General features: G+C 43.0%; 20 protein-coding genes and 1 pseudogene. 11 read left to right on the top strand and 10 right to left on the bottom strand.

Annotated elements, in window-relative coordinates; genetic code table 11:
* Positions 1-44 precede the first annotated feature (44 nt).
* Positions 45-158, top strand: coding sequence for a nitronate monooxygenase (locus tag AAEZ00_RS00205; protein WP_232772100.1), 114 nt, complete (start codon positions 45-47; stop codon positions 156-158).
* A 184-nt stretch (positions 159-342) separates the two neighbouring features.
* Here AAEZ00_RS00205 and AAEZ00_RS00210 read toward each other — a convergent pair whose 3' ends face one another.
* The 6 genes from AAEZ00_RS00210 to aspA form a co-directional block, all read right to left on the bottom strand.
* Positions 343-1395, bottom strand: a complete 1053-nt coding sequence (locus tag AAEZ00_RS00210; RefSeq protein WP_124012753.1) for a porin — start codon at positions 1393-1395, stop codon at positions 343-345.
* A 244-nt stretch (positions 1396-1639) separates the two neighbouring features.
* Entirely contained in the window at positions 1640-2365 is a 726-nt protein-coding gene (locus AAEZ00_RS00215) for a fumarate reductase iron-sulfur subunit (RefSeq protein ID WP_124012752.1), read from the bottom strand.
* Complete coding sequence (locus tag AAEZ00_RS00220; protein WP_124012751.1) at positions 2362-4371, bottom strand: fumarate reductase flavoprotein subunit; 2010 nt, start codon at positions 4369-4371, stop codon at positions 2362-2364. Before AAEZ00_RS00220 ends, AAEZ00_RS00215 begins: the two co-directional genes overlap by 4 nt.
* A gap of 203 nt (positions 4372-4574) precedes the next feature.
* Positions 4575-5300: a fumarate reductase cytochrome b subunit gene (locus AAEZ00_RS00225; RefSeq protein WP_351087989.1), complete on the bottom strand. Its 726-nt coding sequence runs from the start codon at positions 5298-5300 to the stop codon at positions 4575-4577.
* A 139-nt stretch (positions 5301-5439) separates the two neighbouring features.
* Positions 5440-6741 carry an anaerobic C4-dicarboxylate transporter gene (locus AAEZ00_RS00230; protein WP_124012749.1) on the bottom strand — a complete coding sequence of 434 codons (1302 nt, stop codon included), beginning with the start codon at positions 6739-6741 and terminating at the stop codon, positions 5440-5442.
* Between the two features lie 115 nt (positions 6742-6856).
* Positions 6857-8299 carry an aspartate ammonia-lyase gene (aspA, locus tag AAEZ00_RS00235; protein WP_124012748.1) on the bottom strand — a complete coding sequence of 481 codons (1443 nt, stop codon included), beginning with the start codon at positions 8297-8299 and terminating at the stop codon, positions 6857-6859.
* Between the two features lie 1124 nt (positions 8300-9423).
* On the opposite strand from aspA, the gene ansB reads away from it, so the two are divergent.
* Positions 9424-10482: an L-asparaginase 2 gene (gene ansB, locus AAEZ00_RS00240; RefSeq protein ID WP_101033199.1), complete on the top strand. Its 1059-nt coding sequence runs from the start codon at positions 9424-9426 to the stop codon at positions 10480-10482.
* 546 nt (positions 10483-11028) lie between these two features.
* Here the strand turns inward: ansB and AAEZ00_RS00245 are convergent.
* The 3 genes from AAEZ00_RS00245 to AAEZ00_RS00255 all read right to left on the bottom strand — a co-directional run bounded on the left by AAEZ00_RS00245 (position 11029) and on the right by AAEZ00_RS00255 (position 13738).
* A complete protein-coding gene (locus AAEZ00_RS00245) occupies positions 11029-11319 on the bottom strand; it encodes a putative quinol monooxygenase (RefSeq protein ID WP_124012747.1) in 291 nt (96 codons plus the stop codon).
* A 152-nt stretch (positions 11320-11471) separates the two neighbouring features.
* A complete protein-coding gene (locus AAEZ00_RS00250; RefSeq protein ID WP_124012746.1) occupies positions 11472-12515 on the bottom strand; it encodes an alkene reductase in 1044 nt (347 codons plus the stop codon).
* Positions 12516-12643: 128 nt separating this feature from the next.
* Positions 12644-13738, bottom strand: coding sequence for an L-dopachrome tautomerase-related protein (locus AAEZ00_RS00255; protein ID WP_351077160.1), 1095 nt, complete (start codon positions 13736-13738; stop codon positions 12644-12646).
* A 455-nt stretch (positions 13739-14193) separates the two neighbouring features.
* On the opposite strand from AAEZ00_RS00255, the gene AAEZ00_RS00260 reads away from it, so the two are divergent.
* The 3 genes from AAEZ00_RS00260 (at position 14194) to AAEZ00_RS00270 (ending at position 16241) form a co-directional block, all read left to right on the top strand.
* Positions 14194-15117 (top strand): LysR family transcriptional regulator, encoded by a 924-nt coding sequence (locus tag AAEZ00_RS00260; protein ID WP_351077164.1) that lies wholly within the window; start codon positions 14194-14196, stop codon positions 15115-15117.
* A gap of 343 nt (positions 15118-15460) precedes the next feature.
* On the top strand, positions 15461-15742 hold the full coding sequence (locus AAEZ00_RS00265) for a sll1863 family stress response protein (protein ID WP_232772099.1): 282 nt from the start codon (positions 15461-15463) through the stop codon (positions 15740-15742).
* 43 nt (positions 15743-15785) lie between these two features.
* Positions 15786-16241 carry a hypothetical protein gene (locus AAEZ00_RS00270; RefSeq protein WP_351077167.1) on the top strand — a complete coding sequence of 152 codons (456 nt, stop codon included), beginning with the start codon at positions 15786-15788 and terminating at the stop codon, positions 16239-16241.
* A gap of 148 nt (positions 16242-16389) precedes the next feature.
* Here the strand turns inward: AAEZ00_RS00270 and AAEZ00_RS00275 are convergent, their stop codons facing one another.
* The gene (locus AAEZ00_RS00275) at positions 16390-17766 is read right to left on the bottom strand and encodes a lyase family protein (RefSeq protein ID WP_351077170.1); all 1377 of its coding nucleotides are present in this window, start codon (positions 17764-17766) and stop codon (positions 16390-16392) included.
* Positions 17767-17858: 92 nt separating this feature from the next.
* Between AAEZ00_RS00275 and acnA the strand changes: the two genes are divergently transcribed.
* From acnA to proX, 6 genes and pseudogenes are all read left to right on the top strand, one after another.
* Positions 17859-20579 (top strand): aconitate hydratase AcnA, encoded by a 2721-nt coding sequence (gene acnA, locus AAEZ00_RS00280; RefSeq protein ID WP_351087991.1) that lies wholly within the window; start codon positions 17859-17861, stop codon positions 20577-20579.
* 577 nt (positions 20580-21156) lie between these two features.
* Positions 21157-21837 carry a DUF2238 domain-containing protein gene (locus AAEZ00_RS00285; RefSeq protein ID WP_351087993.1) on the top strand — a complete coding sequence of 227 codons (681 nt, stop codon included), beginning with the start codon at positions 21157-21159 and terminating at the stop codon, positions 21835-21837.
* Positions 21838-22020: 183 nt separating this feature from the next.
* A pseudogene (locus tag AAEZ00_RS00290) lies at positions 22021-22754 on the top strand (hypothetical protein).
* 687 nt (positions 22755-23441) lie between these two features.
* Complete coding sequence (gene proV / locus AAEZ00_RS00295; RefSeq protein WP_101034765.1) at positions 23442-24668, top strand: glycine betaine/L-proline ABC transporter ATP-binding protein ProV; 1227 nt, start codon at positions 23442-23444, stop codon at positions 24666-24668.
* A 26-nt stretch (positions 24669-24694) separates the two neighbouring features.
* Positions 24695-25534: an ABC transporter permease gene (locus AAEZ00_RS00300; RefSeq protein WP_101033190.1), complete on the top strand. Its 840-nt coding sequence runs from the start codon at positions 24695-24697 to the stop codon at positions 25532-25534.
* Positions 25535-25543: 9 nt separating this feature from the next.
* Complete coding sequence (gene proX, locus AAEZ00_RS00305; RefSeq protein ID WP_124012743.1) at positions 25544-26575, top strand: glycine betaine/L-proline ABC transporter substrate-binding protein ProX; 1032 nt, start codon at positions 25544-25546, stop codon at positions 26573-26575.
* The last annotated feature ends 55 nt before the right edge of the window (positions 26576-26630 follow it).

Raw genomic sequence — 26630 nt, forward strand, 5'->3', positions numbered from 1 at the left:
ATGAAGCCATGTTCAAGATGTAGCTTAATGAACGTCCTGCGGTGATGAGTTTTCATTTTGGCTTGCCATCATGTGAAAAAATTAGCGCCCTAAAGCAAGCCGGTATTTATACCATCGCCACAGCAACCCATTTACAAAAAGCACAGTATATTCAGTAGATGGGGTTTATTGACACTTAATTATATTCAAGATATACCAATGAGACAAAAAATCAGCGTACGTTTAAAGGACTGATTACTGTACCGATAACGGTCGGTATTTTATTTGTTCAAGAGATAAACCAACAACAATGATTCAGGCATGAGTGTGTAATGACATTAATTGTTGTTGGTTTAGCGCTGCTTAAAACGTGTAATCGAAGTTGTAGCGCATACCGACCATTATCTGGTCATTGGTTTCACGGTATTCATAATCTTTTACTTGATACTCGATAAAGGTTCTAAATTTCGGTGTTTTATGCCATTCGAGTGTCGTGTTATATGCATTATAGTTCCCAGAGCTGATATCGTTGCCACCATCATCGAATTTCGACACTCCCAGTTTAATTTTATAGGTTTCATTGATGAAGTAGCTTGCGACTACATCCAGCGTTGAACCATCGACGTTGTCTTTTTCTATGTTTTGATAAGCTGCCGCTAGGTAAAGAGATTCGAAGCTTTTTGCGATGGTTACACCTAGCGTGTTTTCATCTTTATCGTCTTCTAATTCCTTGTTGTAAAACGCCGCGGCAATATAGATTAGGTCGCTTTTGTAACGGACACCGGCGTTGACAAAATCACTTCCGCCACTGCCTTTGTTACCATCGAATTGGGCATCAGCTGAAAATAATATATCGCCGAATTGTTTGCGATAGGTCACTAGATTATTCAGTCTAAATGGACCCGCACTGTCATAGGCGATGGGTGTGCCTGAACGATTAAAAATATCAACGGGGTTGGAAATGATTTCCTGTGTGACAGCTTGCTTACCAATAGCAACTCGGCCCAAAGATCCCTTTATTCCTACATAGGCTTTTCGTGCATCGCCAAAGTCGCCGTCATTCTTTATATCGACCTTAAACTCACCTTTAGCAAAGGCAGTTAGGCCGTCGCCTAATTGTTGCTCTGTCGCAAAACCAATCCGTGAGCTGGCATCGTTAACATCCCACACATCGTCTGAATTGGTGTGGGTAAGACCGAACGTGGGACGTAAAGTACCATAAACAGTAAACTGAGTATTTGAGGGAGTAGATGCCTGACTTTCTTGCGCTTCGAGCATGGCGAGTCTGTGTTGAATTTGTTGTAATTCAGTTCGTAACTCGTCGTTAGTCTCTGTGTTGTTATTGGATTGGACTGCGAAAGTCGGCGCGGCAAAGCTTAACATCAGCACTGCTGATGTTAGTTTGAACTGTTTCATTTGTGTTCCTTACATAACAACTACGAGCACTCTGTTAATCAGTTTTATTGCCGATGCAACAGCACTGCAAGTAGTAAGGATGTGCACTTGTGATAGTGCTTGAGTAGGGGAGCCTAGCTAAAATGCCAAGGCCCCTCATGTCGGCTGCTGGCAGATGGGGAGGCCTGTCAGCAATTTTGGCGTTGTGTCACCCTTATCAATCCAGCCAAACCACAACGGGATATTGATTAAAGGGGGCTTAAGGTTAGAGTATTGTCGAGGCCATTTTTCGGCGTAAATAGGCAATTTGCTTCATATGAGGTAGATCTTTAGGGCAGTTATCTTGGCAGCCTAACAGTGTCATACAACCGAATACGCCATCTTGATTTCCTATAACATGGTAGAAATCATCCGCGCTGCGGTTGTCTCTGCTATCCATTTCGAAACGGGCAATTTTCATCAGACCTACCGCGCCTACAAAGGTTTCACGCATTTGTTTTGTGGCACATGCGGAGACGCAGACACCACATTCGACACAGCGCTCCAGCTCATAAATCCGCGCAGCTTCTTCGGGCGCCATTGGATTTTCAAGGCGGTGCATGTCTTGGTCATCGGATTTAGGATGCAGCCATAGCTTTAATCTTTCGGCTAATTCACGCATAAATTTACCCGTGTTTACGGACAAGTCGCCAATCAGTTCGAAGCCGGGCAGGGGCATTAAGGTGATTTCACCGTCAGGATAATTCGCCGTTAAGGTTCGACAGGCAAGCGTTGGCAAGCCATTAATCACCATGGCGCAACTACCACAAATACCCGCTCGGCAGACAAAGTCGAACTGTAACGAGCTATCTTGTTGTTCGCGCAGTTGATTCAATGCGATAAACACTGTCATACCATCTGTTTCTGTCAACTGATAACGTTCCATCTTTGGCTTGTCTTGGTCATCTTGCGGATCGAAACGGAAGATATTAAAGCTGATTTGACGGCTCATAATGGTTTATTTCCTACTGGTTGAGATGGCGTGACCGCTAAAGTATCGCTAAGACGCTCATTGGATGGCTGTAGATGGCTAGGTAGCGTATATGGCATCAGGGCTTGTTGCAGCGTCTCTCTATCTGGGTTGCCGCCTAGCTCTGCGATTACCTTGCTTATCTCTTGGTTCCGTTTTTCAGTATCCGGATGGGCGATAGTGTTATCGTTGCCGTAACCACGGTATCCCGGTGGTAACTCCATTTTCATCACATCTAGATTTTCGTAATGCAATACGGGTTCCAGTGACTCGGCATCTGGCCAAGTGGCCAGTGTTCGGTTGAGCCAATCTTTATCATTACGTTGTGGGTAATCTTCCCTCGAATGGGCTCCTCGGCTTTCTGTGCGGGCTGCGGCTCCACAGGCGACCGTTAAGGCTACTCGCAACATTCTGGTGACGCGCAGAGCTTCAACCAATTCGGGATTTGAATGACGTTTTTTACACTTAAGGCCAAGATTTTTTGTGCGAACAAGTAATGCTTTAAGCTCTTTGATGGCCTTTTCTAGCTCGGGACCATTTCGGAAAATACCGACATAGTCCATCATGACCCGCTGCATTTCTTTCTTTAATTGGAAGGGATTCTCTGTGCCGTTACCATCGACTAAATTATCGATCTCGTTTTGTAATTTATCGATAAATTGTTGGGTGAGAGCAGTATCAATTTCTAAGGAATTTTGTTGACAAAAATCCGCTACATATTGGCCGATGATCATGCCACCCACTACGGTTTCTGCAACAGAATTACCACCTAAACGATTGAAACCATGCATATCCCAACATGCGGCTTCTCCGACACTGAATAGTCCCTTAAGTTGTGGGCTTTCACCTGTGGCATTGGTACGGACTCCGCCCATGGAATAATGCTGGGTTGGTCTAACAGGGATCCACTCTTTACAGGGATCAATTCCGAGAAAATATTCACAAATTTCTTTTACTTCGCGCAAATTGGTTTCAATATGCTCACGCCCTAGAATGGTAATATCTAGCCAGAGGTGTGGACCGTAAGGACTGTCGTCACCCTTACCTTTGCGCATATGTTCCGTCATGCGGCGTGATACCACATCTCGGGAGGCGAGTTCTTTTTTTTCAGGCTCGTAGTCTGGCATAAAGCGATGACCGTCTTTATCGCGTAATATGCCGCCGTCACCACGACAACCTTCAGTGGTAAGGATCCCCGCGGGGACGATTGCCGTGGGATGAAACTGTACCGCTTCCATATTGCCTAAGGTCGCGACACCTGTGTCGAGTGCTAACGCTTGACCGATACCTTCGCAAATGGTGGCATTGGTTGAAATTTCATAAATTTTGCCGTAACCGCCAGTGGCAATCGTGGTTGATTTGGCCACATAGGCGCGCAGCTCACCCGTCACTAAACAACGTGCTATTACTCCTTGGCAACGCTTACCGTCATGGATCAATGACAGGGCTTCAATCCGTTCGTGTACCGGAATACCCATAGATATCGCTTGGTTATCTACCGCATACAGTAATGAGTGACCTGTACCATCGGCGGTATAACAGGTTCGCCATTTTTCGGTGCCGCCAAAATCACGGGCATTGATGAGGCCATGGGCCTCCTTGGCTTCATGTAGGGTCACCTTTTTCGCGTTCATGATCACATCGCGCGGACCAGCAGAAACTCTAGACCAAGGCACTCCCCAGTTAGTCATTTCACGTATAGCTTTGGGTGCGCAGTGGGCAAACATACGTGCCACATCCTGGTCACAGCTCCAGTCAGAACCTTTTACCGTGTCCTGAAAGTGTATGTCTTCGTTGTCACCCATACCTTTAACTGTGTTGCCAAGGCTCGCTTGCATTCCGCCTTGAGCTGCCGCTGAATGTGAACGCTTTGCGGGAATGAGCGATAATACCAGTGTATCTAGGCCTTGCTCTTTGGTGGCAATTGCGACTCTAAGGCCCGCTAGTCCTGCACCAATAACTAATGAGTCTGTATAAATAAGTTTCAAATCAGCTCCTTATCTAATAATTTAGATAATATGTATGGATTTATCATTGCACTCCCCTACGATAGATGTGATGCACCTACCGTTAGAGGATGATCTGTGTGTTAGTTTCGCCTTGCGAAAAGGAATGGGTGCGCCCATATCGTTATTTGTTATGGCTGTTTGTTGCCATGCAATCACACTTAGCGTCACCCTTAGCATGTCTATTACTTAGGCATAAATGGCTGTACTGGATGTAATAATTCACTGCCAATAGAGATGTAAGTAATTAGACTTAATGAGCCTAAACAGAGTAAATAGATGATCAAAATCTGAGCTATTTTGCGGATGAGGGGACGGTTACTGCTTATTCCCCATTTTAATATCACGCGGTATAACCCAATGATGCCATGTACTAATACGACCGGAAGGAAGACGATATATAAGAGCCAAGCGTGGCCATCATAGACTCGTTCGGCCGAGAGGTGTGGACCAATTTCAGGATTCAAAATCATAGTCCCAAGGTGCGCGGATACTAAGAAAAATAACACGAACCCAGTGATCATCTGCCAGTACCATGCTCGAGTATCTTTATGTTTTATATTGGACATAAAGCCACGCAGTGCCCGCCATTGACCTATTTGCACCGGAAAACGACGTAATGCCAGTGCTGCGTGAACGACAACTAACACTAAAATAAAGACCGAAAAGATTTGTGTCACTATCTGGAAGCCATGCCCCGTAGAACTAAACATGCTACCTTCCAGTAACTGCACGACATGAAAGAAGGTTTCTTTGCCTAATAAAATGCTTGCCTCAAAATGCATATGCACTAATAAGAAAGCGCCCAGTAAAATACCGGTCAAACTTTGTAAACCGTCGGCTCTCGCCGACCAAGCTTGCCCAAATGGTCCGCCATTTATGGCGGTTGGAACACGCGTTTTTGTTGACATTAATTCACCACTTAAAAGGTTTGTCATGATGTAATTGCGCAAGCATTACGCCAAAACAAAGTCTATAGATACAGATTAAAATAAGCGGGTTAATCCAGTTGTTGGCATTAGCCCGTCAATTATTTTGCTTTAAATTGAGCTATAAAACCATGCCGCCAAACAAGAAAGCTAACGCGACACTGGTAGCAATGGTCACCACTCCTGGGATCAGGAATGGGTGGTTAAATACAGCTTTACCAATTCGAGTCGAACCGGTGTCATCCATCTCGACAGCAGCCAGTAGTGTTGGATAGGTAGGTAATACAAACAACGCACTTACCGCAGCGAAAGAGGCAATAGCAGTCAAAGGACTTACACCAATAGCTAAGGCTGCAGGCATCAGCGCTTTAGTTGTGGCCCCTTGTGAATAGAGCAGCATAGAAGCGAAGAATAGGGTTACCGACAATAACCAAGGCTGATTTTGCAATAAAGTACCGGCAAAACCTTTGATTTCATCAATATGATTAGAAACAAAAGTATCGCCTAACCACGCAACGCCCAACACACAGACACAGGCAGACATACCTGATTTAAAGGTGGCAGCATTCGATATTTTGCTTGCGTCTAATTTACAAATAATCGTAATAGCTGCAGCTGCAGTTAGCATTATCACCATGATGGCTGAGTTGCGAGGCAAAACAGGATCAACAATTAATCCCACTTTTTCCGAAATTGCAGTGGCATAAATCATCACGGTCGCAATCGCTGTCAAAAAAATCACTACTGAACGTTTAGCACCGTCTTTAATATTAATTTGGGTTTTACCGCGTTTTTTGATTAATCCTTTGGCCAAACGATCTTGGTAGACAGGATCTTCCGCGAGTGGTTTACCCATTACATTGGCTATGACGGCCCCGACCATACAGGCGATAAAAGTTGAAGGGATACATATGGCTAGGAGTACTAAATAATCCACTCCAAAGGGTTCTAGGATGCCCGAGAAGAACACAACTGCCGCCGAAATAGGTGAGGCGGTAATGGCGACTTGAGATGCTACAACTGCAATAGAGAGAGGGCGAGATGGACGTATACCTTGCTCTTTTGCCACTTCGGCAATAACAGGTAAGGTTGAAAATGCTGTGTGACCCGTTCCCGCAAAGAGTGTCATAAAGTAAGTGACGACAGGTGCCAGAAAGGTGATTTGTTTTGGATGTTTACGTAATAACTTCTCTGCTAGTGAGACGAGATAGTCCATCCCACCCGATTCTTGCATGGCTGCAATGGCGGTGATTACCGACATAATGATTAGGATCACATCAATCGGTATAGTCCCCGGTGTCAGTCCAAGTCCCATTGTCAGTATCAGTACCCCGAGACCGCCAGCAAAGCCGATCCCCATGCTACCCATTCTTGCACCTAGGTAAATCGACCCAAGTACAATAATTATTTCTAATATAATCATAGCGTTAACTCTGTTTTGTTGTTAATTGCCAATGTATCTCTAAGTGTCAGTTATACACAGGCTTATTGTTGAATAATCGAGTTTGGGCTGAGGAGGATCCCCCAGCCCCACTGAGTTACACTTTGGTTTTGCTCGTATTTCGTTTAGCCTGAAACTTAGGATGCATCAGATTTTCAACCGAGAGAATTTCATCTAGTTCTTCAACGGTTAATAAACCGCGCTCTAACACCACTTCGCGAACATTTTTACCCGTTTGGGCGCAAATTTTGCCGATAATGTCACCTTCATGGTGGCCGATAATTGGGTTAAGGTAAGTCACGATACCGATGGAGTTCATCACATGGTTCATACAGATTTCTGGGTTGGCAGTGATCCCTTCAACACACTTCTCGCGCAGCGTGACACAGGCATTCCCCATAAGACTGAGTGACTCAAACATCGCCTGACCAATGACAGGTTCCATTACGTTAAGTTGTAATTGGCCCGCTTCGGCGGCCATAGTAATAGTGATATCGTTACCGACAACCTTAAAGGCGACCTGATTAACGACCTCTGGGATTACAGGGTTGACCTTGGCGGGCATGATAGATGAACCCGCTTGCAACTCAGGTAAATTGATCTCTTTGAGACCGGTACGTGGACCCGACGAAAGCAAGCGCAAATCATTACAGATTTTGGACATTTTAATAGCCATACGCTTAATAGCACTGTGTAGCATGACGTAGGCGCCACAATCCGATGTCGCTTCAATCAAATCTTCCGCTGGCACATAGTTGCGTCCAGTTATTTCCGCCAGACGTTTAATGGCCAGTGAGGAGTAACCTTCTGGGGTATTAAGACCCGTACCAATGGCCGTTGCGCCTAAATTCACTTCGAGTAATAATTCTTGGCAACGCTTGATGGATTTAATCTCTTCTCGCAGCGTGACAGCAAAGGCATGAAACTCTTGGCCTAATGTCATAGGCACAGCGTCTTGTAACTGAGTGCGGCCCATTTTTAAGACGGTCTCAAATTCTTTGGTTTTAGTATCAAAAGCACTGATGAGATCGGTTAATGCGTCTAGTAGGGTATCAGTGCTGTTGATCACTGCAATTCTAAAACCCGTTGGATAAGCATCATTAGTGGATTGGCACTTATTAACATGGTCATTAGGATTGATGACATCATAACGGCCTTTTTCTAGCCCCATGAGTTCTAATGCTACGTTGGCTAATACCTCATTGGTATTCATGTTCACCGAAGTTCCAGCGCCACCCTGATAAACATCGACTGGGAATTGATCGACGAATCGCCCTGTTGTGAGGATCAGATCGCAGGCTTCAATAATCTTATCGGCGATTTCGGGGTTAACGACACCCAATTCGCTATTAGCCATGGCAGCCGCTTTTTTTGTCAGCATCATGCCTCGAACTAATTCAGGGACATCGGAAATTTTTTGATTACTTAGTTTAAAGTTTTCGATGGCACGTAATGTGTGTATTCCGTAATAGAATTCATTGGAAACTTCTTTATTACCCAATAAGTCTTCTTCGATCCGTACGTTATTAGTATCTTTCATTTCGGTCCTATTAAATCTAGTTAATAGTAAGATATATTTTCGACCTTAGAGTTGGGGATGTGTATATAAATTTAAGTTACACATGAAAATTACTCTTCGAAAACATAAAGGAGAATCGTCTCCTTAACTATTGAATTGAAGATTACTCTTTTAGAGGTAGCTCAATATCGATGAAGATCACTTAAACGCCAGAAATGGAAGGTTTTTTTTAGTTGTTAGATAAATATCTCAACTAGATAAGTTTGTGTGAGCTATTACGTCTTGATATAAATTAGATAATATTTTGTTATTTTATTTATTAACTTGTGAAATAGTTATCCAAAGTTTTATTAAATAAATAGCCGTATAAAGTTACACTTTATTAATTAACGAATTTTATTTTAATCCATTAGATATTTTTAATAAAGAGTAGGTTAATCAAGATGTATTTGAGGTTTAATAAATAGATCGTGTTATTCAAATGTTGATATTTAATGCAAGTCTATTAGGTTTGCATAATAAAGGATAGATTAATCAATATATATATATTTTAGTGTTAATCTATCAAACGTTGTTATTTAATGCTGACCTATCAGGTTTGCTTAATAAATAATAGGTTAATCGAAATATATTTTTTAGTAATAAATAATCAGCGGTGTTACTCGAATGTTGTTGTTTAATACAAACTTATTAGGCTTGCTTAATAAAGGATAGATGAACAAGTATATATTTTATTTGTATTAACCAATCAGCGGTGTTACTGATATGTTGTTATTTAATGAAGGTCTATTAGGTTTGTTTAATAAATAATAGATTCATCAATATATATTTTTTAGTATTAACCAATCAACGGTGTTACTCGGATGTTGTTATTTAATGCCGGTCTATTAGATTTTTTTAATAAAGAAAATATTAATTAAATTGGTATTATAAGGTTAATCATCCTACTATGTTACCTTAGCGTTAATATTGAATGTTATTAGTAATTTTTAGTAAAGAACAGATAAGTTAATTTGTATTTAATTATTAATAAATTAAATTTTTTGCTCCAATATTGTTATTCTATTTTAGTGAGAACTGTCACAGTGATACTTAAATAATAGTGCAAACTGTGGGGCGTTTATAATGAATAAAAGGATACAAAGATGAAATTTTCTATGCGTAAGCTCTTGCTTTCAGTCACCTTGGGGTTATTTATCTCCTCTGCGGCGCAGGCACTTCCACAGGTACACATTATTGCCACTGGTGGGACTATTGCTGGGGTGGGCCAGTCGGCCACTGAGTCTACTTATCAGTCTGGAGAGGTGGGGGTTAATAGTTTAATTGCGGCTGTGCCAGAGATGAAACAACTTGCCGATATCCAAGGTGAGCAACTGGTTAAAATCGGTTCACAGGACATGAACGATAAAGTTTGGCTAGCTTTAGCCAAGCGGATTAATATTTTACTGGCCGATAAAAGTGTCGACGGCATCGTCATTACCCACGGTACCGACACCTTAGAAGAAACCGCCTATTTTTTGAATCTAACTGTTAAGAGCGATAAGCCTGTCGTACTCGTTGGTGCAATGCGTCCATCAACCGCGATGAGTGCCGATGGTCCGATGAATCTTTATAACGCGGTTGCCATCGCTGCTAACCCTGAATCTAAAGGCCGAGGTGTTTTAGTCGTAATGAACGATACCGTACTTAACGCCCGCGATGTGACTAAGACTAATACTACCGGAGTGCACACCTTTGCCGCGCCTAATTTTGGTCCACTTGGCGTCCTTCATAACAGTAAGGTTGAATACATGGGCAACACTGAGCGTAAACATACGACTCAAACGCCTTTTGATATCAGTAAACTCGACAAGCTACCAAAGGTAGGCATCGTTTATAACTACGCTAATGCCAGTGATTTACCCGCCAAAGTTATGGTTGAAGCGGGATTTGATGGCATAGTGAGTGCTGGTGTGGGTAACGGTAACATGTACCACTCTATATTCGACACGTTAGCTCAGGCGAGTAAAAAAGGGATTTTAGTTGTTCGCTCTAGCCGCGTACCAACGGGTGCTACGACTCTTGATGCCGAGATAGATGATGACAAATATGGCTTTATCGCTGCAGGCAATCTTAATCCACAAAAAGCCCGTATTCTGTTGATGCTATCTTTAACCCAAAGCAAAGATCCTCAACAAATTCAGCGTTGGTTCCAGACGTTTTAGGCGCTAATTTATGTGATTAGCACTAAATTTCATCGACTATGTTATCAAGCCAGCGGCCACTCCGACTGGCTTTTTTATGTGCTACATTTTGATTTTTATCAACATCACAGTCGTGGCGCCGAACAAAGAACATCCGTGCAGTTTAGTTTATCTTGGGGCATTCTAGAGTGGATACCGGCAAAGATCTGTACTATCTAAACGCTTTGGGTTAGAGAACATGTTCTGGCTCATTGCTGTCTAAAATCATATTGCTGTCTAAAACCATATTGATTTTGGCTTGTACTTGATAATGTAATCGAATTGTATTGCATATATATCATTAATTTAGGTTAAGCGCTGCCACACATAAAAGCGCACGTTAATAACGATTAACGTGCGCTTTTATTGCTAATGAATCTTGTGCATATAATAAAATAATCACATGGTTTCTATTTATATTTGTCCTATTTATATGGGAGCTATTTATATTAGTTATATTTATATTACTCCTAACGACATTGTGCCACTAAAGTCTTTATTTTAAATAGGTTAGCTGCATGTAAGATGCTATAGATGAGTCATTTCATTTAGGGTAAAAGATGAAATAGCACCATCGACGGCACTTCTATGCTCAAGAATGTGAACACTGCTCAGGTGTTGCTGCCAAAGCGCTCGACTTTCCCATATTTCATAGAATACAAATACGCTAGGTTTTTCGTTGTCTTGGTGTAAGTGATATTGAATACAGCCCGTTTCTTTTAACGTGGGTTCAATTAGCTTTAATAGCTCAGCTTTAACCCGTTCGACTTTGTCGTTGTTAGCTTCAATTCTTGCTACGATTGTCAATTTATTGCTCATATTTATTTACCTAAATAGACGTTTATACACTGTCGGAATAGACACTCATTGGGAGGCCCGTGAGTGAATCCTTCACTGAAAATAGACTTGTTATTGAGGCTTATTAGCTGAAATATATAGGGAATACCTAATATTTCAGCTCATAAGTAAGGTTAAATCAATTGCGAGAGCATATCGTCTGAAAATTCAATTAACGCTTCGCCCATTTTTACTTTGGTAACGTAATCAGGATTGGCAATAAGCGGACGACCTATGGCAAGTAAATCAAATTTTTCTTCGCTAATAGCCAGGCTCCCGGTTCGTGGCGTATAGCTACCCACACCCACAAGTGTCTTGCTGTAATGAGCACGCATATATGCTGATACTCTGCCATCCAATGATGTAAAGATCATGCTGTCATCAAAAATCCCAACATGTAGGTAAGCTAAGTTGCGTTGTTCAAGCTCAGCAAGCAGGTAGTCGAAAACGAGGCGGTCACGAGAGTCCTCTTCCATATAATGATAAGCGCCGGGTGATAGGCGAAGTGCGGTGTGATGTTCACCAATACGCTCTGAAATGGCATCAACAACCGCTAATGGAAAGCGGGTCATATTTTCAGGCGAACCACCAAATTTATCTTGGCGAATATTGCTACTATGGTGAAGAAACTGATCAACGAGATAACCATTTGCACCATGAATTTCAACACCATCAAAACCGGCGTCAATAGCATTTGCAGCTGCCTGACTATAATCTTTAATCAGTTGTTCAATATCTTCTATTGTGACGGCTTTAGGTGTTTCATACACTAATTCACGCTGACGAGGCACTGTGCCTTCAATCGCTAGTGCTGATGGGGCTAAAATATCACCGCCACCATAAAAATAAGAATGTGCAAGTCTACCGGTATGCCATAGCTGAGCGAACATTTTCCCTCCATTGGCATGGACTGCATCGGTAACTTGTCGCCATCCTTCAATTTGCTCAGGGGTAAACAGACCCGGTACATTAGGGTTTCCCTGAGCGTCCGGTCGAATGACGACCGCTTCTGAAATAATTAAACCGGTATCGGCACGACGGGCATAATAGTCAGCCATCGCTTTGGTTGGCACCAAATTATCGTCTGCCATACAACGAGTGAGTGGTGCCATAAGAATTCTGTTTTGTAGTGTTATTGCATCATTCAATTGGAATGATTGGAATAAATTACTGGTCATGTTGATTACTTCTCTACATCATTTGCCGGTTTTTAAATTCATCGTAAATATTCTGAAAATAGTACGAGTTCGATACTGTTAATCAATCATTTAAAATGATTAATGTTAAGTGTAAATAACGACTGACTTTATTGAGTATTAGCCCATACACGGTAAATATAATATGGCGCTTTGCCTATATCCGCTCCGTCATTAAAGCGCGGAGATTTGTGCAGTTGGTTGACTGAAATGTAGAGCCAGCCGTTATCATCAGCCGATACATTGTCTGGCCAATTTAGGCGAGCATCTCTGATAAATGGGGTAAACACTCCGTTAGCACTCAACTTATCGATGCCATTTTCATTTAAGTTAGTAATGAAATGATTGCCAAAGCTATCCGTTGTGGCACCGTCTGAAATCGGTTTCTCACCTACGCGTGTAATATGATGGGCAATAACGTCATCCGATACACCATCACGGAACAATTTAGCCGGTACGCTATACCAAGTTCTGCCATTCATTGCACCGAAAAACAATGTTTCTCCGTCAGCAGATAAGGTGATTGGGTTGATGCCTGTGTTGGCTGGCTTACCGCCAAACATGACGGCTTGACCATTAATCACCATTTTAGCGTTAACTTCGGGCTTTAATGATGGGTGGTTGCCAAAACGTCGGACCTTATTGGTTGCCAATTCCACCGCGAGTATGCCGGGATTGGCCAAATCGGCTAAATAAACCCAACCTCTTTCACGGTCTACCACTAAATCCTGAACAAAGCTGTTAGCAGGTGCTATATCCGTTGGCAGAACAATTTTGCTGATTAATTCACCACTGTCGATATCAAAACCCCAAATTCGGGTTTTACCGATATGCAGTCCCATGTCTACGATCCACAAACCGCCTTGCTTATCTTTAGTGATACCCAGTGGTGTATCAATGGTATTTTCACTGTATTGACCTTTTGGGGACTGCACCTTGCTTGATGGCCAAGGTTGATAGCTGTTTGGCCCCGTCACCTCCAGTAGTTGTACACCTTGTTCACCAGCAAACGGGTGGACTGTGGCAAAGACTCTACCGGATTTTGTGGCACTCACATTACCAGGGCGAAAAGGCAGTTCAAGAACGGTTTCTAGCTGAGCAAGAGGGGCTGCCTTTTCGACGTTTTGGTCGGTATTGGTGTTTTCTAATAAACCACAACCTGAAACTACGAGTGTCAGTAGTAGGCCCGTAAACGTTTTTTGCATTGGCAAAACCTTGGATAAATTATTTATCATTTTTTAAAACCTTTTAGCGTTATTTTCAGATTTGTCTCTTTAGATCAGAACCATTGTGTGACCGTCAGGAGCTGTTGCTAAAGCGATAACGATTTACTGTTGAGCATGAGTGATAGTTATCTTGAGTTTGCCCAGTGTTTGTCGATGTCGACGATGGCAATTATTTTATAGCTAAAGCGTCTATTGTCTTCAAAGATAAGTATTATCATAGTATTAACAGCATCATCGCAAACTCAAATAGTCAGTGAATCACAGCTTTTTGTTACTTGCTCAAGCGTCAAATAAAATATAGCGCTGAGAGTGAGTCTTTGTGCTCAAGCGTATTCGATTTTGTCTTCAGCTAAGCGGTTATTTAACTCATGTACATTATAGAGCTAATCTATATAATTAAAAATTGAATATAATTTATAACTGACTTCCAAAATATGAATATTAGAAATCGTGATATTAATCTTCTCTATCTGTTTCAGATTTTGTATCAAGAAGGGCTCGCCTCGATAGCCGCAGAAAGATTGGCGATAAGCCAACCCGCACTGAGCCATAGGCTCAATAAGTTAAGAAAGGAGTTTGACGATCCCTTATTCGTTAGGGGAATAAAAGGCCTGGTTCCAACACCTAAGGCACATGCTATTGCGCCACAAATATCTCGCTTGGTGAGTGAGCTAGAACACTTTTATCAATCTGAATTAGACGTTCCTTTAGATAAAGTGAAAGATGTGATCCATATTTATACAACCGATTATATGGAAAGCATCCTGCTACCTAAATTGCTATCTGAAATTCAAAAAATCATGCCTTTTGTGCAGATTGTGACTCATAATACCCAGGGGAAATTGCCCAGAAAAATGCTAGAAAATGGCCAATGTGATATCGCGATTTCTGGATTTTACTCAGATCTCCCCAGTACTTTTTATCAGCAAAAGTTAAAAGAAGAACGATTGAATGTGTTAGCCAGAAAAGACCATCCAACGATAGGTAACAAATTCAGTCTAGAGACCTATTTAGAATGCAAACATATCGTGACCACACTCACGGGAGATCTCAATGGTGTTGTTGATAAAGCCTTGTCACTGATGGGAAAACAGAGAAATGTTATCTCTGGTATATCAAGCTTTATGATCCCTGCACAGATAGTGAGTCAATCAGATTTTATATTGACTTGTCTCGATTCAGTTGCCGATCAGGCCATGGATCAATTTGCTAACTTACAGCGCTTTAGTAGTCCAGTACAACTAGCGACTGTGAATGTGTTTCAAATTTGGCATGAACGAACCCAGCATGATGCCATAAGGGCGCAGGTTCGAAAAATGATCCATTCTATTCTTGATGAAAATGGCATAGATCGTTGAGGTCAATCCTCTTCAGTATGAAATACTTTTGTTGACTCAAGGACTCAAGCAAGGACGCTAACATTAAAACCATTTAAACCTTTGTATTATTTGATCGCTTGTTGGCATTATCATGAGGCAGTGAAAGGCAATAAAAGCATAGTAGAGCTTGATAAATATGGGCAGGTGATTGTTTGACGATCCCATTAAAAACTAATATGCTTTTTTTAGACGTCATATCATTTAACTTTCATTCCTGTAAAAGTAAAGGCGGTGAAAGCGAAAAATTCGACACATTAGTAGTGTAAAACAGTAGTGTAAAACGGTTATTAATCCATTTATTAACAGGAACATAATGATGAGTATGAAACAAGTATACGAAAAGAAATTACAGGCGCAATTAGACGAGTGGAGTGCGGAGATCAACAAACTCAGAGCAAAAGCCGACGGTGCAGCAGCTGATAAACAACTTGAATACTATAAAAAAATTGAAGAACTGCAAGCTATGCAGGTAACTGCCACCAATAAGCTTACCGAGCTTAAGAACGCGAGTGACGATGCTTGGGAGGACCTTAAAGTAGGTATTGATAGTGCGTGGGATTCTCTTGGTCATGCATTTAAGTCTGCGACTTCAAGATTCAAGTAAACATCCTTCACTATGGTTGCTAATCATTAAAAGGAGGTTACAAATGAAATCACACGTCTTTGCATTGATATTGGTTGGCATATTGGGTGTGACTCCATTGGGCTATGCCCAAACGGAAAACGCCAATACTTCATTAGAAGAGGTTAAAAAAGAAACGCAGGATTTACTTGCCGCCATCGACTCATATACTGCTGATAAAAGAGATGAGGCGGTTATAAAAGCAAAAGAGGGCCTGAATAAACTGGATAAACGAATCGATACGCTGGAGGCGGCGATTGATCAAAACTGGGACAAAATGAGCGAGGCCGCGCGCAATGAAGCTCGTGAGAACCTTAAGACTGTTCGCAAGCAACGCAATCAAGTTGCCCAATGGTATGGCAGCATGAAAACCAGTTCTGCCAATTCGTGGGACCAGATGAAAAAAGGGTTCTTAGATTCATATAAAGCCCTCGAGGATGCCTGGAGAAAATCTGAAAAAGAATCTAGGCACAAAGAATAAACTGTCATAAACGGGTAGCCGGAGTTATTTAACCTCTCGCGCCCTCAATACCTTGCATGAGGCTCCTCACAGCAGGTTTCCCCTAGGTGTTTACTTCCTTCGCTATTGTTACCAATCGTTATGGCCTATTCATACCTATTCATACCTGTTATTGATGGGGTTTTGCCAGATGCAAGGGATCGAGTATGGCTTTTAGTTCACTTTCGCCCAGTTCGGTTTCTTCAAGTGCAATTTCTAAAACAGATTTATGCTCTGCATCAGCACGCTTGGCAATGTTAGCGGCCATATCGTAGCCCAGTACTGAATTGAGTGCGGTGGCAAGAATGGGGTTTTTCTGCAATGCTTGGGTTAAATTATCGACATTAGGTTGAAACTCGGCAAACACTTTGTCTGTCATGGCTTGGCAGGCATGGGTCAATAAATCGATGCTGGATAGCAACTTATCGGCAATCAGTGGCAGCATGACATTTAACTGAAAATTACCCGATTGAGCCGCGATGGTTATGGTAGCTTCATTACCCATCACTTCAGCGGCAATCATGGCTATGGCTTCGGGGATCACAGGGTTGACCTTGCCGGGCATTATCGATGAGCCCGGTTGCAGCGCCGTTAAGCTAATTTCGTGTAATCCGGCGATAGGGCCGGAATTCATCCAGCGCAAATCATTGGCGATTTTCATTAAGGTGACCGCTAATCCTTTGAGCGCCGAAGCCATGGCTAGAGTGTGATCTTGACTACTCATATACAAGGCCGGGTTTGCCGCCGCTTGCCAGGGATGCGGATCTTGCATTTGCAGGTAGTAACAAGCCAGTTCGGCAAAACGTGGATCGCAATTAACCCCCGTGCCGACGGCTGTGCCGCCCAAAGGTAAATAATTCAAGGTCAGTTCCACCTGCTGGATCCTATCTTGAGCACTGTTGAGTTGTTGTTGCCAACATTGCAGCTCCTGACCTAGGGTGATGGGCATGGCGTCCATTAAATGGGTGCGACCCGTTTTGACCAGATTTGAATGCTGCACAGCCAAATGCTGCAATCTGTCACTCAGAGCCATAATGGCCGGATGCAGTTGCCCCTTTAAACGCCTAACCGTGCTGATGTGAATACAGGCAGGTATGACATCATTGCTGCTTTGACCCATATTGACATGATCATTGGGGTGAACTTTTGCCTGCAAAATGTCGCTGGCGAGGCTGGCAATCACTTCATTAACATTCATATTAGAACTGGTGCCGGAGCCCGTTTGGAATAGGTCAATCGGGAAATGCTGCGAAAAATCAAGCTTTTTACTGGCAGTAATGGCTTGCTGAATGGCTGTTGCCATGGTGCTATCAAGCAAGCCGAGCTGGCTATTGGCTTGTGCTGCTGCTAATTTTATATCGAGTAAGGCGAGTAACGCCGCTACCGGAAAACGCCGTTCAGAAAACTGGAAGTTATCCCGTGCGCGTTGAGTTTGCGCCTGATAATAAACATCCTCTGGTACCTGGATATTACCCATACTGTCATGTTCTATACGCATCTTGCTCATAGGATTTTCCGCGTCGATTTTGATGTGGATATGTTAGGGTGTTAATTAAGCTTAGCATGAAGTGCCACTAAACGTTTACTGGGAGATCAGTGATGAAAAATTCGATGCAATTATTGAAACAGCTTGAAAGTAATGGAAAAAATTTCCGCTATTATAGCTTTGACCGATTAGCCGAACACTATGACTTATCCCGCTTACCCTTTGCGGCAAAAATATTGTTAGAAAATCTTCTGCGTTATGAGAATTCGGAATTTGTCCAGCCAGAGGATATTGACACCTTGGCACGCTGGGATCTGGATAACTGGTCAGAAACTGAAATCGCTTTTGTGCCCTCTAGGGTCATTTTACAGGATTTTACCGGTGTACCTTCGGTAGTCGATTTGGCCGCGATGCGTGATGCTATCGAAACATTAGGGGGTAATGCTGATGCTATTAATCCACTCAATCCGGTTGAGCTGGTTATTGACCATTCCGTTATGGTCGATGTATTTGCCGAAACCGGTGCGATGCAAAAAAATACCGCCATCGAAATCGAGCGTAACCGTGAACGATACCAGTTTCTGCGTTGGGGTCAGCAGGCCTTTGACAACTTTAAAGTGGTGCCGCCAGGGCGCGGTATCGTGCATCAGATCAATCTAGAATATTTGGCTCGGGTGGTCTTTGTCAAAGAAGAGGATGATAACTTATTGTACCCCGACACTTTGGTAGGTACAGATTCTCATACCACCATGATCAACGGCTTGGGCGTACTGGGTTGGGGCGTGGGGGGCATTGAGGCTGAGGCCGCCATGTTAGGCCAACCCGTTACCATGCTGCTACCTGAGATTGTCGGCTTTGAATTTATCGGCAAGTTACCTGCAGGGGTTACGGCCACCGATCTGGTCTTAACGGTCACCGAGCAATTACGTGAATTTGGGGTGGTAGGAAAATTTGTTGAATTTTTTGGTGCAGGGGTCGATCAATTGACCTTAGCCGATCGGGCGACCATTGCCAATATGGCCCCTGAATATGGTGCCACCTGTGGTATTTTCCCGATCGATCAGCAAACTGTAGATTACTTAGCCCTTACTGGTCGTGATCCTGAGCGGATCGAGCTCATAAAGGCTTATCTTAAAGAGATGGACATGTGGGGCAGCGCATCTGAGAACAAAGCCTGTTATCACGCCAGTTTACAATTAGATTTGGGCAGTATTGTGCCCTCTATCGCCGGTCCAAGAAGGCCGCAGGATAGGATTGCACTTGATAAAGCGGGTGTCAGTTTCCGTCAGTGGCTGGACAGCCAGATCCCTGTTAATCAAATCGAAACTGTAGGTAAAGATGAACTGTCAAGCGAAGGTGGTCCCTCAGTGCCGGTCGCTGATGGCAACACTGGTGTTGCCTGCCAGTATCGAGATAAGGACTTTGTCCTCGAAGCGGGCGCGGTGGTGATTGCCGCGATTACCAGTTGTACTAATACCTCCAATCCATCAGTGTTAATCGCCGCCGGATTATTGGCCAGAAATGCCCGCCAAAAAGGTTTACAGGTTAAGCCTTGGGTGAAAACCAGTTTTGCACCTGGCTCGCAGGTGGTGACAGACTATTTAATTAAATCGGGTCTCAATGTCGATTTGGATGCCTTAGGGTTTCAGTTAGTTGGCTACGGTTGTACCACCTGTATTGGCAATTCCGGACCCTTACCTCAGCCCGTCAGCGCAGCGATACAGCAGGGCCGGTTGAAGGTGTGTTCGGTGTTATCGGGAAATCGTAACTTTGATGGCCGTATTCATCCTGAAGTACAAGCTAATTATCTGGCATCGCCGCCCCTTGTGGTGGCGTATGCACTGGCCGGTAATATGAAGGCCGATATGGTCAGTGAATCACTTGGCGATGATGTTGATGGTAAGGCCGTCTATTTAAAAGATATCTGGCCGGACAATCAGGAAATCCAACAGGTCATGGCCAGCGCGGTGCAAAGCGATATGTTTGTGTCCCGTTATGCCGATATTTACAGTGGCGATGCCGACTGGCAAGGACTCGAGGTAGTGCAGAGTCAGAAATATAATTGGCCGGATTCCACCTATGTTAAACAACCGCCATTCTTTGACGGGATCAGCGCTGAGATACCAGCAATAATGGCTATCGACAATGCCCGTTGTTTACTCAAATTGGGTGACTCGGTCACGACCGATCATATTTCACCTGCGGGATCTATTGCCCCAAACAGTCCTGCTGGAGACTATTTACAACAGGCTGGTGTGGCCATTAAGGACTTTAACTCTTACGGTTCGCGCCGCGGAAACCATGAAGTGATGATGCGCGGAACCTTTGCCAATGTCAGACTGAAAAATCTGCTGGCTCCGGGTACTGAGGGCTGCTGGACACGCTTGATGCCTAATGGTGAGTCGATGACAGTTTTTGATGCTGCCATGCACTATCAACAACAGGGCACTCCTTGTATCGTGCTTGCCGGTAAGGAATACGGCACGGGTAGCTCACGAGACTGGGCAGCCAAAGGGCCCGCACTGTTGGGCGTTAAAGCGGTCATTGCCCAAAGTTATGAACGTATTCATCGCTCGAACCTGGTTGGAATGGGTATTTTACCTTTGCAGTTTATGCCAGATGACAGTGCAGAGTCGCTGAAGCTCACTGGTGAAGAGCAATTCAGTATTCCTGCCGTGAGTGCTGGTCAGAAAACAGTCAAGGTAACTGCGACCGACAAAGCGGGTAAGCAAGATTCGTTTGAAGCGAAAATCCGTATTGATACCCCCAATGAGTTCAATTACTACCAACATGGCGGTATTTTGCATTATGTATTGCGCAATCTCGCTAAGTAATCAGGGTTCTACATAAGGTAATCACCCGTTTAAAATAACCTGTAAATAAGCCCAAGTTTAACGACTTGGGCCTATTTGTATTCTGTCGAAATGGAGATGGGCAGCGACGGTTTGTTGTTTAGCTGTTTGGTGACACTGTGCGTCTCGATCAAAGGTTAAATCAGCATGAAAGTAACCACAAATATTAATGCTTTACTTTTTTATTCGAATATTTTGAACGTGTTAGCATGCCTAAGGTTTAATTCTTAGCGTTAAACCATCAATTTTTCTTGAGATTGTGAAATATACACGGCGAATACCGTTCAAAGGAGTTTTTTTTTTAAATAAAAAAGCATAATATCTTCATTATTTGCGTATAAATGGATTGAGCAATCCATTGATGTAAGTAAACATTAGTCTTGTCAATATATCGTGATAGCATAAAAAACCAGCTAATCTGATATTAACCTTAGGTGTTTCTTGTCCTCCTGCTTGTGGTGTTAAGACTTGGTATTGAACCTCAGATTTAAGATGGTATTGGGTCGGAAGGAGTCTACAGCTGACCTTTAGCAGCCCTATAAAAAGACTTTAATTCACAATGACTAAAAATAATATGAAACATAAAAAATATTTTTTAATCCTTTCAATCATCTTTGCTATTGAATGCTTAGTACTTTCTATATCGCCTTATGATCGAGCCGATTGGGCGCTTGAGAATGTACTGGTCGTCGTATCTGTCATCCTTATTGCTATATCCTATAAGAAATGTCCATTATCGAGAGTCTCTTATGGTTTTATATTTGTATTTATGAGCCTACATGAAATAGGTTCATATTATACTTATTCTAATGTTCCTTATGATGCATTTTTAACGTCGTATTTTAATTTTAGCCTTAATGAAAATATGGGATGGACCAGGAATAATTTTGATAGATTGATTCATCTTTTATACGGCCTTTTATTGGCATACCCTATCAGAGAGTTGTATTGCCGAATTGCTGGTATGAAAGGATTTTGGAGCTATCTTGCTCCTTTAAATCTCATTATGGCAACCTCGATGCTATATGAACTGGTTGAGTGGGGCGCCGCAGAGGCATTTGGTGGAGACATAGGGATGGCGTATTTGGGGACGCAGGGCGATATTTGGGATGCACATAAAGATATGGCATTGGCAAGTCTTGGCGCATTGATAGCTATGGCGATTACCCTTTATATCAATTCACGTATTCAGAAAGACTTTGGTGAAGAATGGCAATTAAGTTTGAAACTAAAATTTTAAAATAAAGAGTAAGGGATGTTAAGTGGAAAGAGAGCGTCCTAGTTTGAATTAGCCATACCACACATTTCTTTAGCTAGACTCAATCTATTGATAAATGTCATTTAAGTTGAGTGTTTGAAAGCCTCGCAAGGCTATCGCAATCAATGCTGAAAAAGACTGTGTTATTGATTAGAAGAATGGGTGATGAGATGGACGTCCCCAACAATCCTGACACAGGGGCCTAGCGCCATTTTGCTGGCATTAGCGTTAAGCACCTTTCTTTTGGGATTATCGGCGTCTTCGATGATGCCAATGCTGCCATAAATCAACGAAACATTTTCCTCCTCATCATCACAGAGCGGTTGTGCTATTAGTGTTTACGGGATAGGGCCGTTGGGTATGCCCATTTTAATGCTGATCACGGCTACCATAAAAAACGCCATTTTTAGCTGTTTTCTGATATTAATGTTTATCTCTAATGGCTTAAGTGCCATGGCGACATCACTTGAACAGCCAATTGTATTTCGTTTTTTTAAGTGGTCTACCTCTCGGAGTTTATTGTGGTGCCGCTATAGTACTTGCGGCCGATATTGCTGCCTTAAACATCACCGGAATCGCAATAGTGAGTTCCATTATATTTCCCCTCGCTTATGTCCGTGCCTACGATAATATTTGGTTATTGTATAGGCTGATTTTATTTATTGGCTGCAGTGTAGGATTAGCCGCATTAATTCAAACATTACTGCTGGATATATCGCCAAATGATCAGGTCATGATCGGTGCTTGAGTGCAATGTTCCGGCCCTTGGGTGGACGGCATGGTTATCGCACAAAGTGCACTGCTAACGAGATGGGTTATTTGCCTGCGGCTTAATGATGTGGCTGTTGAGCTCTCTTCAAAGAATAAAAAAAGCTCAATTAAAGCAGTACTCATCATAATCACATTGTCGATGAAATTGCGCTTAATGGGCCAATATAATCACCTTAGAAAATGATTTACCTTAGCGGATGAATACGCTGCCAAGCTGGTCTCTTGTTTAGACTATGGATAACTCGGTTGCGGATCCATGATCCGCAGTACACTTTGATTGGGTAACTAACACAAGCTATCGATTAATATATGGTAAGTTTTTGTTCGCATACTCTGTCTTCCTCTTGCTTTGACTATTCTCTACTTTTCAATAGTTTTTGTTAGAAAAATTGATCCACTTTTCAATAATTACTTTCTCCCAATAAGGGGCATTATTAAAGAATATGAACTAAAATAATATGCAGGAATTAACATAATATATAAGCAGCTAAGTTAACCAAGTAAGACCCTTATATTAACCAAATTACACCCTTATATTAACCAAGAAATATCCTTAGATTAACCAAGGAATAGCCTTATATCAAGCAAAGAACAGCCTTGTATTACCTAGTTAAAACCTTTGCTTTCAAGTGGTTATAATTTTTCAAGGGTAAGTATACATTGACAAATAGGTCAGTTAGGGATTATTGTATACAAAAATATTTAGCAAATGTACCGTAAATATTTAACCTCGCAGGATCTATTCATGTGCTTTTTATGTAGAGTTTGTGCAATAAAGCAGAGCGACGTAAATGAGCGTAATGGAAGAAAATGATATGGAAAAAATAGTTATAAAAAACCTCTATAAGGTTTTTGGTTCCGAGCCTCGCAAAGGGGTAAAGTTACTGGAACAAGGGAAAAGCAAAGAAGAAATTTACGAACAGACAGGACTTACTGTTGCTGTGCAAGGTGCAAGCTTTGAAGTGAATAAAGGTGAAATTTTTGTCGTTATGGGTCTGTCCGGTTCAGGAAAATCAACGCTCGTACGAATGCTGAACAGGCTTATTGAACCAACATCTGGAGAGGTGTTAGTTGATGGTGAAGATATTCTCAAAATGAGCAAGGATGAGCTAGTAAGGTTCCGCAGAAGTAAAACCAGCATGGTTTTTCAGTCCTTCGCTCTTATGCCTCATCAGACCGTGTTGGAGAATGCTGCATTTGGCCTCGAACTTGATGGTATGGATAAGAAAGAGCGTGAGGAGCGAGCCTTAGATGCTTTGAAACAAGTCGGACTTGAAGGCTTGGAGAATGCATATCCAAATGAATTAAGTGGTGGTATGCAGCAGCGGGTCGGATTGGCGCGTGGCCTCGCTGTAGATCCGGAAATCCTGCTCATGGATGAGGCCTTTTCGGCGCTTGATCCTCTTATCAAAACAGAGATGCAGGATGAACTGCTGAAACTCCAAGATCGGCATGAGCGCACTATCATTTTTATCTCCCATGATCTAGACGAAGCATTACGGATCGGTGACCGAATTGCCATTATGCAGGGCGGGCGAGTCATTCAAGTGGGGACGCCAGAAGAGATTCTGCAGAACCCTGCTGACGATTATGTCCGGGCATTTTTCCGGGGCGTGGATCCAACCGGTGTTATTTCCGCCGGGGACATTGTTCGCGATAGCCAGCCAACGGTCGTCTGGCATACTAAAGCAGGCAGCCCGCGAGCCACCTTGGAAATGTTGAGCATGAAAGATCGAGAATTTGCCTATGTTCTTGACTCAGAACATCGGTTTTTGGGTGTTGTCTCTTCAGATTCACTGCGCGACGTTATTGATAAAGGTAATGGTACCAGCAAACTTGAACATGCTTTTCTGGGCGATGCAGAATCAGTTCAGGAAACCGATAGTCTCCAGGATATCTTGCCACTGGTAGCATCACATGCTTGGCCTATTCCGGTAGTAAATTCAGAACGTAGATATCGCGGCGTTGTTTCTAAAAACCTCTTCCTTCGCACCTTGAATCGTGCAGAGAAGGGGACCTATTTTGAGCAGTCAGCACCCTAGAATACTTTCTTCAGGAGTTTTATATAATGTTCAGTTTTGATGAAAGAGTGATTCCCTTGGATGTTTGGATCACCAGTTTTGTTGACTGGTTGGTTGAAGGATATCGATGGTTCTTCCAAATGATCAAGTGGCCAGTAGATTTTATTCTGTCCGGCGTATCGGACGGTCTATTGGCAACTCCGCCTCTCCTTGTTGTTGTGGTGTTTGCCATTATTGCTTGGCGGGTTTCAGGTTTTAAACTTGCGGGGTTTACGGTCGCATCATTAGTTCTCATCGGTCTACTTGGATTTTGGCCAGAAACCATGATAACCCTTGCCATGGTCTTTTCATCAGTTGTGTTCTGCACCGTTGTTGGGGTGCCATTTGGCATATGGGCTGGTCGCAGTGATCGTGTGAATAACATTCTACGGCCAGTTTTGGACGCGATGCAGACAACGCCAGCCTTTGTTTATCTGGTACCCATAGTGATGCTTTTTTCCATTGGCAATACAGCCGGTGTTCTGGCAACCATAATTTTTGCCTTGCCACCGCTCGTCAGATTGACGAGTCTTGGTATCAGGCAGGTGCATCCAGAGTTGGTCGAGGCTGCGCTCGCCTTTGGGGCAACAAGTTCGCAGGTTTTGCTTAAAGTTCAGATACCACTCGCTCTGCCGACCATCATGGCGGGCCTTAATCAGACCATCATGATGTCGCTTTCCATGGTGGTGATTGCCGCTATGATTGGCGCAGGAGGCCTCGGGGCACCTGTCGTTCTCGGCTTGAATACACTCGATATTGGTCTAGCCACCGTTGGCGGTCTAGCGATTGTTTTATTAGCAATCATTCTAGATAGAATAACCCAATCAATGGCAACCAAAAAAAAATAAGGACGGAAAATGATACTTAAAAAAGTAGTAATTGGTGCAGCTTTAGCTGCAATGACAATGACAGGGGCAGTTCTTGCCGATAATCACCAGCCAGGAGAAGGCGTTACCGTTAAACCTGCGCGAGCCACGTGGGATACCGGATTTTTTCAGGAAGCACTTGTGGCACGAGGTCTTGAGACTCTTGGCTATGATGTGGAAAAACCCAAAACGCTGGTGAATCCGATCTTTTACAAAACAGTGACTCTCGGTGATATTGATTATTGGACCAATGGTTGGTTTCCAATGCATAACGATCAACTACCGAACAATTTCGATGAAAAGGCTGAAAAGATTGGTTATGTAATGAAAGCCGGTGGTCTAGGGGGTTATTTAGTGTCTAAAAAAGACGCAGACAAATATAATATTACCTCCCTTGAAGATTTTAAACGCCCAGAGGTGAAGAAAGCATTTGATACCAATGGTGATGGTAAAGCCGATCTGACTGCCTGTCCTCCAGGTTGGGGATGTGAAAAAATAATCACCCACCATATGGATGTATACGGTCTCAAAGATTCTATCAATCCGGTGCAAGCTTCATATGCAGCAGGAATGGCATCAGCGATGGCGGGTTATAAAAATGGTGGACCAATATTTTTCTATACTTGGGCACCAAACTGGACCATTTTCAAACTGAAGCCAGGCAAGGACGTAGTCTGGATAAACGTGCCTGAAATTAATCCAACAAAAGCCCAAAGTGTTGCCGTTGAACGGATGACGATAAGTGGGCTTGAAGGCGCGGTTTCTGACCCGGTAAAACTTGGTTTTGTTGCTTCTGACATCCAAATAGTCGCCAACAAAAAATTCACCAAGCAGAATCCTGCAGCAAGGAAATTTTTTGAGGTCTTTACCCTGCAGCTTGCCGACGTCAACGAACAGAACACTCGGATGAACGATGGTGAAAAGAGTGCGCAGGACATTCAAGGCCACGTAGATGAGTGGATTGCCAAAAACCAAGATACATGGAACGGTTGGCTTACTGAAGCACGCAACGCTGCGAAGTAGCCTCAACCTACAATAGCTTATTTATAACCCGGAGCACACGTACAGTGCTTGCGGG

The sequence above is a fragment of the Shewanella sp. S1-49-MNA-CIBAN-0167 genome (assembly GCF_040310145.1).
Classification (GTDB): domain Bacteria; phylum Pseudomonadota; class Gammaproteobacteria; order Enterobacterales; family Shewanellaceae; genus Shewanella; species Shewanella psychromarinicola.